Consider the following 10,907-nt stretch of genomic DNA (forward strand, 5'->3'; position numbering starts at 1 on the left):
ATAAAGTTGTACTTTTGCAACGATAAATATGAAATTTACTGATGAGAAAAGCTTTTATACACTTTCTTTGGGGAGGTCTTATCATCGTGATATTATTTTCAGCAGGTGCTTTTACAGCTATATGGAACGGCTGGATTGGTTATATGCCTGACATTGAAGATTTACAGAATCCGATTAACCGCTATGCTACTCAGGTTTATTCTTCTGATGGTAAGGTTATGGGTACTTGGAATTTAAATAAGGAAAATCGTATAGTTATTCCTTATAGTAAGATTTCTCCTAATCTAGTACATGCTCTGGTTGCTACAGAGGATGAGCGTTTTTATGAGCATTCTGGAATTGATTTTATTGCTTTAAGCCGAGCTGTTGTTAAGCGAGGTATTCTTGGTCAAAAAAGTGCAGGTGGTGGCTCTACGATTACTCAGCAGCTAGCAAAACAATTGTATTCTTCTACTGCTCAGAGTACTTTGGAGCGTCTTCTTCAGAAGCCGATAGAATGGGTAATTGCAGTAAAACTTGAAAGGTGTTATACGAAGGAGGAAATTATTGCTCTTTATCTTAATTATTTTGATTTCTTGCATAATGCTGTGGGTATTAAAACGGCGGCTAATACCTATTTTAATAAAGAGCCTAAAGATCTTTCTATTGTAGAGGCTGCTACTCTCGTAGGTCTCTGTAAAAACCCTTCTTTCTTTAACCCTGTCAGATATCCTGATCGTTGTCGTGAGCGAAGAAATGTGGTGTTGGGACAGATGGTTAAATCCCATTATTTGTCTTCTCTAGAATATGATCAACTGGTGAGTGAGCCGTTAACACTCAATTTTCATCGTACTGATCATAAGGATGGGGCTGCAACTTATTTCCGTGAATTTCTACGACAGTATATGATGGCTAAAATGCCTGATCGTGCAGATTATCCTTCTTGGAATAAGCGCCAGTATGTTATTGATTCGATAGCATGGGCTTCAGATCCATTATATGGATGGTGTAACAAAAACTTTAAAAAGGATGGAAGTCCATATAACGTTTACTCTGATGGCTTGAAGGTTTATACTACGATTAATTCTCGAATGCAACGTTATGCTGAAGAAGCTGTTTATCAGCATGTGGCTCTCAATCTGCAACCAGCATTTAATAAGGAAAATCGTAAGAAAGCTAATGCTCCTTTTACAGATCAACTAACTTCTCAGCAGGTTCGTGATATTTTGGCTCGTTCAGTTCGTCAAAGTGAGCGCTATCGTAATATGAAAGCTAACGGTGCATCTGAAGAGGATATACGTGAGGCGTTCCGTACACGTACAGATATGACGATATTTACTTACCATGGTGATATTGATACTTCTATGACACCATTGGATAGTATTAGGTATTATAAGTCTTTCTTGCGTTCGGGTTTTATGAGTATGGATCCTAAAACGGGTGCTGTTAAAGCATATGTAGGAGGGTTGGATTATAGCCATTTCATGTATGATATGGTAACAGGGGGTCGAAGACAGGTCGGTTCTACAATTAAGCCGTTCTTATATTCGTTGGCAATGGAAAATGGCTTTTCTCCTTGTGATTTGGCTCCAAACAGGCAACAGACATATATGGTTGCGGGACAGCCTTGGACTCCTCGTAATACGAGCCATAGTCGTTATGGGCAAATGGTTACCTTAAAATGGGGCCTCGCACAGTCTAATAACTGGATTTCTGCATATCTGATGAGCAAGTTAAGTCCTCAACAGTTTGTAGGTTTGCTCCATGACTATGGTATAAATAATCCGGATATTCATCCTTCTATGTCTTTGTGTCTTGGACCTTGTGAAGTATCTGTGGCTGAAATGGTCAGTGCATATTCAGCCTTTGCTAATCATGGTATACGAACAGCTCCTATGTTTGTAACCCGAATCGAGGATAATGAAGGTAATGTTATTACTAGTTTTCAACCTCGAATGAATGAGGTCATTAGTGCAGACTGTGCAAACAAAATGCTAGTTCTACTGCAGGGGGTAGTAGATGGTGGTACTGCTGGTCGACTGAGATATAAATATCATTTCGATGGACAGATTGGTGCTAAGACAGGTACAACTAATCGTAATAGTGATGGCTGGTTCATGGGGTTCACTCCTGAATTGGTTAGTGGAGTGTGGGTCGGAGGTGAAGACCGTGATATTCATTTTGATAATATGCAGTTGGGGCAAGGTGCTTCTTCAGCGCTTCCTATTTGGGCTATCTTCATGAAAAAGGTTTATGCTGATATTTCTCTTGGGTATAATTCACAATCTAAATTTGATATACCTGATGAATATAATCCATGTCTTAAACAGGATAATAATATTGGTAATGATATAGACGAAGTTTTTGAGTAATGTAGTTCATGATTAATGGCATGTTTATAAAAAAGCCTTTGGTGAATTAAATATATATCACCAGAGGCTTTTTTTTTATATAAATCTACACTTTTCATCATTTTATAACACATATGTTAGAAAATTTAGTTAATTTTGCACCGTAATGTGGTAAAAAGGGATAATATTTCCCAAAATTGTTAATTAAATTTTATTTTTCCTATGCAGAAAAAATTGGTTTTTCTGATTGTCATGATGATGGTCTTTGCGACTTCTGTCATGGCTCAAATCACGACTTCTAGTTTGAGTGGTAGGGTAGTTGCGGATAACGAAGATGTTATTGGTGCTACAATTGAAGCCATTCATACCCCTTCAGGTACTAAGTACCAGGCGGTAACTAACACCAAAGGTATGTATACTATTAATGGTATGCGTCCAGGTGGGCCTTACGAAATTAAAGTTAGTTATATTGGTTATGAAACAAAAGTTGTGAAAAATGTAAAGCTTCAGTTGGCAGAAACATCTAATGTTAATGTTTCTCTCTCTGAGGATGCAAAAGAACTTGGTGAAGTTGTTGTAACTGCTAAGGCGACTAAGTTTACAACCGCTAAGACTGGTGCTTCAACAAACATCGATAACAAGATGATGCAGAACATGCCTACTGTTTCTCGTTCTATCACAGACTTTACTCGTTTGTCTCCTTATGGTGGTAATGGCATGACATTCGGTGGTGCTGATGGTCGTACTGCTAATTTCACAGTAGATGGAGCAGACTTCAACAATAACTTTGGATTAAGTAGTTCACTCCCTGGTGGTGGTAACCCGATTTCTATCGATGCTATTGAGGAAATGCAGGTTGTAGTATCTCCATTCGATGTTCGCCAGACTAATTTTATTGGTGGTGGTGTAAATGCTGTTACTAAGAGTGGTACTAATACATTCAAGGGTACTGCTTATATTTACCATCAGAATGAAAATATGCGTGGTGATGTTGTTGACGGTGATATCGTAACTGCTTCTCGTGATAAAGATCGTACTACGACTTATGGCTTTACATTAGGTGGTCCTATTATTAAGGATAAGCTTTTCTTCTTCGTAAATGGTGAAATGGTAAAGAAACCTACACAGGCTAATTCATGGCGCGCAGCTGAAGAAGGTGAAACTGCAAGTGCAGATGAGTATATATCTCGTACAACAGCATCTGATATGCAGAAAGTTCATGACTATGTTTTGAATAAATATGGTTATGAAACAGGTTCTTATAAGGATTTCCCTGCTGATGAAGATAACTACAAGTTGTTGGCTCGTTTAGATTGGAATATTAATAGTAAGCATCACTTAGCTCTCCGTTATAATTATACCAAAAATCGCAGTTGGTCGGTAGTTACAAGAACTTCTATGGATGGTGGTACCACTGCAACAAACGATCGTTTTGGTGCTTATTCTATGGGTTTTGCTAATACCATGTATGCTAAGGATGGTTTGGTACACTCTTTCTCTCTCGATTTAAATAGCCGTTTCACAGAGAATTTATCTAACCAGTTATTAGTAACATACTCTAAACTTGATGATCTTCGTGATACTAACTCAGACATTTTCCCATTCATCGATATATTGAAGGATGGTGATGCTTATATGTCATTAGGTTATGAGCTCTTTACTTATAACAATGCTGTTCATAATAATGTTTGGAATATCAAAGATGATGTAACTTACTATTTTGGTAATCATAAATTGCTTGCAGGTATCAATTACGAGCATCAGATGGCAGATAACCAGTATATGCGTAATGGTACAGGTTATTATCGCTATAAGTCTTTGGATGATTTCTTGAATGAAAAAGCTCCAGAAATTGTCAATCTCACTTATGGTTATAATGGTGAAAAAGAGCCTGCTGCGCGTGTTCAGTATTCTAAACTCGGATTGTATGTACAGGATGAGTGGCAAGCTACTAATAAATTTAAGTTGACTTATGGTATTCGTTTGGATGATATCTTCTTTAATAATGGTGATTTAATGACAAATAATGCCATTAAGGAACTTGATTATAATGGTCGTCATATCGATACAGGTAAGTGGCCATCTTCTAAAGTTATCTTCTCACCTCGTGTAGGTTTTACTTATGATGTTTTGGGTGACAAATCTTTGAAGTTCCGTGGTGGTACAGGTCTCTTTGCAGGTCGTTTGCCATTGGTATTCTTTACCAATATGCCTACTAACTCTGGTATGATTCAGTATCAGGCTATTATCAATGCATCTAATGCTGCAAAGAAAGGCTTTGATATGAGCGAATTCAAAGGTGGCTTAGTTACAGATGCTAATGGTAAGGCTACGCCTGAAGCTTTGTTGAACAAACTTACTTCTTTAGGTTACCCTACAACAATCAGTCCTGAGGAGGGTACTGTTCCTTCTGCAATTTCAAGTGTAGATCCAGATTTCCATATGCCACAGGTATGGAAAACATCTCTTGCAGTTGATTACGCTATTCCTGTAAATTTCCCATTCTCAGTATCAGCTGAGTATATTTTCAATAAGACTGTTTATGGTACCTTCATGAACGATTGGAGTACTCCTAATGTAGAGGGCTTTGCTCGTTTCAATGGGGTTGATAGTCGTCATATTTATCCTTCTGGATTCCAGCAGGGTACACATGCTTATATTCTTGAGAATACTAGTAAAGGTTATGGTTATTCTTGGAGCTTGTCTGCCAATGCTCAGCCTTTCGAATGGTTGGATTTGACAGCAGCATATACTCACACAGTATCAAAGGAGCTTACTAGCTTACCAGGTTCTAATGCCTCTTCTGTACTTAATTATGTAGCAACAGTAGATGGTCCTACAGCAATGAAGTTGCACAATGCAGCTAATGTTACTCCTGACCGTTTTATCGCTTCTGCTACAATGCACGACAAGAGTGGTAATCACTTGAATCTTACTTACGAGGCATGGCGTGGTAGCTACAAGTATTCTGCTATGACCACAAATGATATGAATGGTGATGGTTTCAATTATGATGCTATCTTTATCCCAACTGATCAGCAAGTTGCTAATGGTGATTTCTGTTTTAAGACGGAGGATGATAAGACTCGTTTCATGGACTTCGTTCATGCTAATAGTTTCTTGAGTGATCATCAAGGAGAATACGCTGAGTCTTATGGTATCTTCTCTCCATGGGTACATCGTGTAGATTTGGGTTATAAGCATGACTTTAAGGTTAAGGCTGGCAATACTAAGCATATGCTTCAATTGAGTTTTGATATCAAAAATGTACTTAATCTCTTCAATTCTTCTTGGGGTGTTGCTAAGCAGATTAATCAAGACATTAGTACAGAGGGTTTCCGTCTTCTTACTTATGAAGGCGTAAATGAGGCAGGTAAGGCTGTGTTCTCAACTCCAAGCGTTATTAATGGCAGTACTCCTGCTTGGCATTACAATCATGCAACTGGTCAGTGCTGGTATGCATCTATTGGTATTAAGTACTATTTTAATTAATCTTTTAAGCATATTAATATAATGAAATTAAGATATATTCTTCCTGCCCTCTTAGCATTTGTGATGATGCTGACTGGATGTTCTTCGGAGTATACTGTCGATAATCTGAAATCTGTACAGGTCTCTTCTTCGTATGTTGCTATTAATAAGGGCGGTGGTGAAACGGAGATTACTTTAAAAGCTCAGGGTGACTGGTACATTGAGCGTGTTGATAGTAAGGATTTGTGGTTTACCATGTCTGATTCTATTGGTACTGCTGGTGAGACTACTTTAAAGTTCTCTGCTCCTGCAACAGATAATGGTCGTAGTTCTTCTGTTAAACTCTATTGCAACGGCGAAACTCAATATATTAACATTTTGCAGGGTCTTGCTTCTGCAGAAGGTAAGCTTGCTACTTGTGCTGAGGTTAATTCTGGTGTTGAGGGTACTATATATCGTATCAAGGGTACTGTTAAGTCTGTTCAAGAATGGACTAAGTATGGTAACTGGTATATTCAGGATGAAACAGGTAGTACTCAGATTTATGGAACAACGAATTTCAAGGATTTTGATATCGAACCGGGTGATGAAGTAGTGGTAGATGGTCCATTGGCATTCTATAATGGCAATGCCGAGTTGAAAAATGCTACTATTGCCAGTGTTACCAAGTCTTTGATTAAAGTTGATTCTATAGATAACCAGACTCTTCCAAAGGAAGGTGGTGTCGCTGTTGTTCATATTACTTGTAAGGGTCAGGGTGTTTCATTACCTGAAATACCAGAAGAAGCAAAGAGCTGGTTGTCTTATTCTTCTACACGTTCTTATGAAGGTGGTGCAACTGTATCTTTCAAGGCTACACCTAATGAAGGTGGTGCTCGTTCTGCTACGGTTACTTTCCGTACTACAGATGGTGAAAAAGAATATACTAGCGAGGCTACTATTAATCAGAATGGTGGTATTGTTGTGGCAACGCTTTCTGAATTCCGTGCAGCCGAAGTAGGTGATACTCAGTATCGTTTTACTGGTATTATTTCAAAACTCGATGGTAAGGGTAATTTCTATGTTACAGACTATTCTGATTTAACTGGTGAAGTACAGGTCTATAAGCCAACAGGTCTTCCAGAAACAGCAAAGGTTGGTGATATCGTTACTATAGTTGGTAAGCGTGCTCAGTATAAAACTACTATTGAGTTTTCTGATGTGACAGTAGAAAAACTTCAAGCTGTAGAGGCTGTTTCTATTAACGAATTCCGTTCTAAAGCTGATTCTAATGATGCCTATTACATGATATCAGGTAAGATAAGTCAATCTACTGAAGCAAATACAAAGTGGGATCTTGAGAAATATGGAAACTTCGCTTTGACCGATGAATCAGGTACAGTATATGTTTATGGTGTGCTTGCTGGTTGGGGCGGTACCAAAGGTAAACTTAAAGAGCAGGGTGTAACACTTGAGGATGGTGATAATATAACTATTATTGCTACTAAGTCAACTTATAAAGGACTTATAGAAGCTGTGGGTGTATTTATCTCAAAGAATAATTAAGTTTTAACCTAATATGAAAAATAGGATATCTCTCAAAAGGTATCCTATTTTTTTTGTCTTTTGCTTTAGCGTTTTGTAACGCACTATTTTGAAAAAGTGATTGAGTTACGGTTGCTCGTTATCAAATCATTCTAATTGATTTGTTTTTTAGAAGAAAAAACAGTATCTTCGCATATATGTTGATAAAGCAATGATTTGACTATTTTCAGAATAGCTAATATTTTATATCTTACAATATGAATAACTTTACATTTTATAGTCCTACAGAATTTGTATTTGGTAAGGATACAGAGAAAAATGTAGGTGAGTTGTGTCAACAGTATGGTGCTTCTCGTATAATGATTGTATATGGTGGCGGAAGTGTTGTTCGTTCAGGTTTATTAGATCGCATTAAAAAGTCTCTCGATGAAGCTAAGCTGGTTTATTGCGAATTGTCTGGAGTTCAACCTAATCCTGTTGATACGAAGGTGTACGAGGGATTGGAATTAGCTCGTGAATTTAAACCTGATTTTATGTTGCCTGTAGGTGGTGGAAGTGTTATAGATACTGCCAAAACTATTGCAGCTGGTTTTTATTATGAGGGTGATTTTTGGGATTTCTATTGTGGTAAAGCCAAACCTGTAAATGCATTACCAATAGGAGTAGTCTTAACAATACCTGCAGCAGGAAGTGAAGGCTCTGGAAATGCTGTAATTACTAATACTAAGAGTCATGTGAAAAATGGCTTGCGAATGCCTAAACTCCTTCGTCCTAAATTTGCTATTATGAATCCTGAGTTGACGATGACCTTACCTGCTTGGCAAACTGCAAGCGGTATTACGGATATGATGGCACACATATTAGAACGATATTTGAGTAATACTCCTGATGTTCAGATTGGTGATCGTTTGGCTGAGGGAATGTTATTGGCTATTATGGAGGAAGCAGAGAAGGTAATGAGGAATCCTCAAGATTATGAGGCACGTGCTAATATTATGTGGAGTGGTACTATTGCTCACAATGATACTTGTTCTTTAGGTAGGCAGGAAGATTGGAATAGCCATGCTATGGAGCACGAAATTTCTGCAGAATATAATGTAACTCATGGTGCAGGATTGGCTGTAATATTCCCAGCTTTCCTAACTTATGCTTCTAAACATAATCCTGCAAAAGTTGCTCAGTTGGCATATCGTGTTTTAGGTGTAACTGAGTCTGGTGATATAGCTGCTGATGCTTTAGAAGGGGCTAAACGTCTCAAAGCTTGGTTGCATGATGTTTTGGGTATGCCTGTTTCTTTTGCACAGTTGGGTGTGGATAATCCGGACCTTGAATTACTGAATACTAGGCTACATCGCTTGAAGGGCGATGTTATGCAAGGATATATGCCTTTAGATGCGGAAGCTACTATGGAAATCTATAAACTTTGTTTATAAATAAGAAGTATTAATATATTTGAAAGGCTGTTGTTCAGAATGACGACAGCCTTTTTGGTTTTGTCTAGCATGTATGTATTTTGAATTTACTTGACATAAACCGTCTTGTACTTTGCGTATTTGAAATTGTGATGTAGAATGGCCTCAAATACGCGAATTTTGAAGCATTTTTGTATCTGCCTGAATATCAGTGCGTTACGAATTTTACACTTCGGTGGCTTAATAAATGGGCGCCAAAACCCCAGCTCCTAGTGGTCGAAAGCTTAGGGTTGATGCGATAAGGTCATAGAGTTTAGCGAGCAAAGTCTTAGGTTTCGACCCCTAGGAGCTAGGGTTTTGGCGGGAGAGAAAATCGAGGGGAAGGAAAAAGACCAAACAGGCTGATCAAAAGTTGAATATTTTAAGCTAGATGATGATTTTTAGTGGCTATGTTTTTTTGATATTTTATTTTACGTTTTGCCCACTACAGACAGCGAAAGTTTGCGGCTACTTGTCAATTTTTCGTTGTTACAGAATTCTGTGCACCATTCTTATATTTCTTTAATCCTTATATATTATAATGTGTACGTCCACGGGAGCAAGCTTTTATTGTCAAAGAACGCGCAAAATCTTAGTTTTTTGCAATTTTTTCTTGAAAACATTTGGAGGTTATGGATATTTTGTATACCTTTGCACTCGCTTTCAAACAAACGGAAGCAGCCAAATAACGTTGGTTATGAGGCTTAAGAGAAAGAGTTCTTTGAAAAGATTACATAGACAGAGAAGTAGTACAAGAAGCGTTCACATATTATAAATATGTGTGAATGGGTAACAAAAACGAACCGTCAAGTTTAGTTTTTGTCCAGGCTTTAAACCGACTTCAATAAAAGGATAAGCGTCCTTGAAACAGAGACAAATAATCTATTCAATTAGATATTCAAAGATATTTTACAATGGAGAGTTTGATCCTGGCTCAGGATGAACGCTAGCTACAGGCTTAACACATGCAAGTCGAGGGGTAACATGAAGAAAGCTTGCTTTCTTTGATGACGACCGGCGCACGGGTGAGTATCGCGTATCCAACCTGCCCATAAGTAGGGAATAGCCTTGCGAAAGTAAGATTAATGCCCTATGGTTTCCATTAAAGACATCTGAGATGGAATAAAGATTTATCGCTTATGGATGGGGATGCGTCTGATTAGGTAGTAGGCGGGGTAACGGCCCACCTAGCCGACGATCAGTAGGGGTTCTGAGAGGAAGGTCCCCCACATTGGAACTGAGACACGGTCCAAACTCCTACGGGAGGCAGCAGTGAGGAATATTGGTCAATGGACGGAAGTCTGAACCAGCCAAGTAGCGTGCAGGATGACGGCCCTATGGGTTGTAAACTGCTTTTTTAGGGGAATAAAGTTAGCCACGTGTGGTTATTTGCATGTACCCTACGAATAAGGACCGGCTAATTCCGTGCCAGCAGCCGCGGTAATACGGAAGGTCCGGGCGTTATCCGGATTTATTGGGTTTAAAGGGAGCGCAGGCCGTTTGGTAAGCGTGTTGTGAAATGTCCGGGCTCAACCTGGGCACTGCAGCGCGAACTGTCAGACTTGAGTGCACAGGAAGCGGGCGGAATTCGTGGTGTAGCGGTGAAATGCTTAGATATCACGAAGAACTCCAATTGCGAAGGCAGCTCGCTGTAGTGTTACTGACGCTAAAGCTCGAAAGTGCGGGTATCGAACAGGATTAGATACCCTGGTAGTCCGCACGGTAAACGATGGATGCCCGCTGTTTGCCCTTCGGGGTGAGTGGCTAAGCGAAAGCGTTAAGCATCCCACCTGGGGAGTACGCCGGCAACGGTGAAACTCAAAGGAATTGACGGGGGCCCGCACAAGCGGAGGAACATGTGGTTTAATTCGATGATACGCGAGGAACCTTACCCGGGCTTGAATTGCAGATGACGGATCTAGAGATAGTGACTTCCTTCGGGACATCTGTGAAGGTGCTGCATGGTTGTCGTCAGCTCGTGCCGTGAGGTGTCGGCTTAAGTGCCATAACGAGCGCAACCCTTCTCTTCAGTTGCCATCAGGTCAAGCTGGGCACTCTGGAGACACTGCCACCGTAAGGTGTGAGGAAGGTGGGGATGACGTCAAATCAGCACGGCCCTTACGTCCGGGGC

The 10,907-nt window shown here is 39.4% G+C and carries 4 protein-coding genes and 1 rRNA gene (1 of these 5 running past the window's edge); all 5 read left to right on the plus strand.

The genetic code is table 11. The annotated features are described in order from the left end of the window. The first annotated feature begins 41 nt into the window (after positions 1–41). Entirely contained in the window at positions 42–2,351 is a 2,310-nt protein-coding gene (locus L6469_RS01280; protein ID WP_006282481.1) for a transglycosylase domain-containing protein, read from the plus strand. A 201-nt stretch (positions 2,352–2,552) separates the two neighbouring features. Next, the gene (locus L6469_RS01285) at positions 2,553–5,822 is read left to right on the plus strand and encodes a TonB-dependent receptor (RefSeq protein ID WP_006282480.1); all 3,270 of its coding nucleotides are present in this window, start codon (positions 2,553–2,555) and stop codon (positions 5,820–5,822) included. Between the two features lie 21 nt (positions 5,823–5,843). Then, on the plus strand, positions 5,844–7,346 hold the full coding sequence (locus L6469_RS01290; RefSeq protein ID WP_006282479.1) for a BACON domain-containing protein: 1,503 nt from the start codon (positions 5,844–5,846) through the stop codon (positions 7,344–7,346). Positions 7,347–7,582: 236 nt separating this feature from the next. Next, positions 7,583–8,758, plus strand: a complete 1,176-nt coding sequence (locus L6469_RS01295; RefSeq protein ID WP_006282478.1) for an iron-containing alcohol dehydrogenase — start codon at positions 7,583–7,585, stop codon at positions 8,756–8,758. A 929-nt stretch (positions 8,759–9,687) separates the two neighbouring features. After that, positions 9,688–10,907: ribosomal RNA gene (locus L6469_RS01300) — 16S ribosomal RNA — on the plus strand; it runs 310 nt beyond the window's last position.

The organism is Segatella baroniae B14 (assembly GCF_022024235.1).
GTDB classification, from domain to species: Bacteria; Bacteroidota; Bacteroidia; order Bacteroidales; family Bacteroidaceae; genus Prevotella; species Prevotella bryantii.